General features: G+C 44.5%; 1 protein-coding gene. It reads right to left on the bottom strand.

Going from position 1 to position 337, the window contains the following annotated elements; all coding sequences use genetic code 11:
* Positions 1–71 precede the first annotated feature (71 nt).
* Positions 72–337, bottom strand: a 266-nt coding sequence (locus tag KIH86_RS17580) for a MarR family winged helix-turn-helix transcriptional regulator (protein ID WP_223110575.1), incomplete at its 5' end; no start/stop codon positions are given.

Below are 337 nucleotides of genomic sequence, written 5' to 3'. Positions count from 1 at the left end.
AATTACTCTTCTAATAACGATAAAAAACAGGCTGACCAGAAGCTTCTGGCTAACCTGTTTTTTTGTGATCACTAGGATTCAACCTCTATCCCGTCGACCAGCTTCTTCACTAGTTTTCGCAGCAAATACATTTCCTCTTCTGTCATGTGAGCGGTAATCTCTTCTAAGAGTTCCAAATCCTTTGGTGCGGCCGCCTGTTGGATCAGCTTACCTTGGTCCGTAATATGAATTAGGAATGAGCGCCGGTCATCTGTAGAGGGCTGCCGGTGTACCCACCCTTTTTTGACCATACGATTCAAAATACGTGTTAGCGACGCGGGATCTTTATACGTTTTCT

It is taken from the genome of Paenibacillus sinensis, assembly GCF_019904155.1.
In the GTDB taxonomy this organism is placed as follows: domain Bacteria; phylum Bacillota; class Bacilli; order Paenibacillales; family Paenibacillaceae; genus Paenibacillus_AQ; species Paenibacillus_AQ sinensis.
The sequence above is the reverse complement of the archived record's forward strand: the minus strand, read 5'-3'. Positions and strand labels throughout refer to the sequence as shown.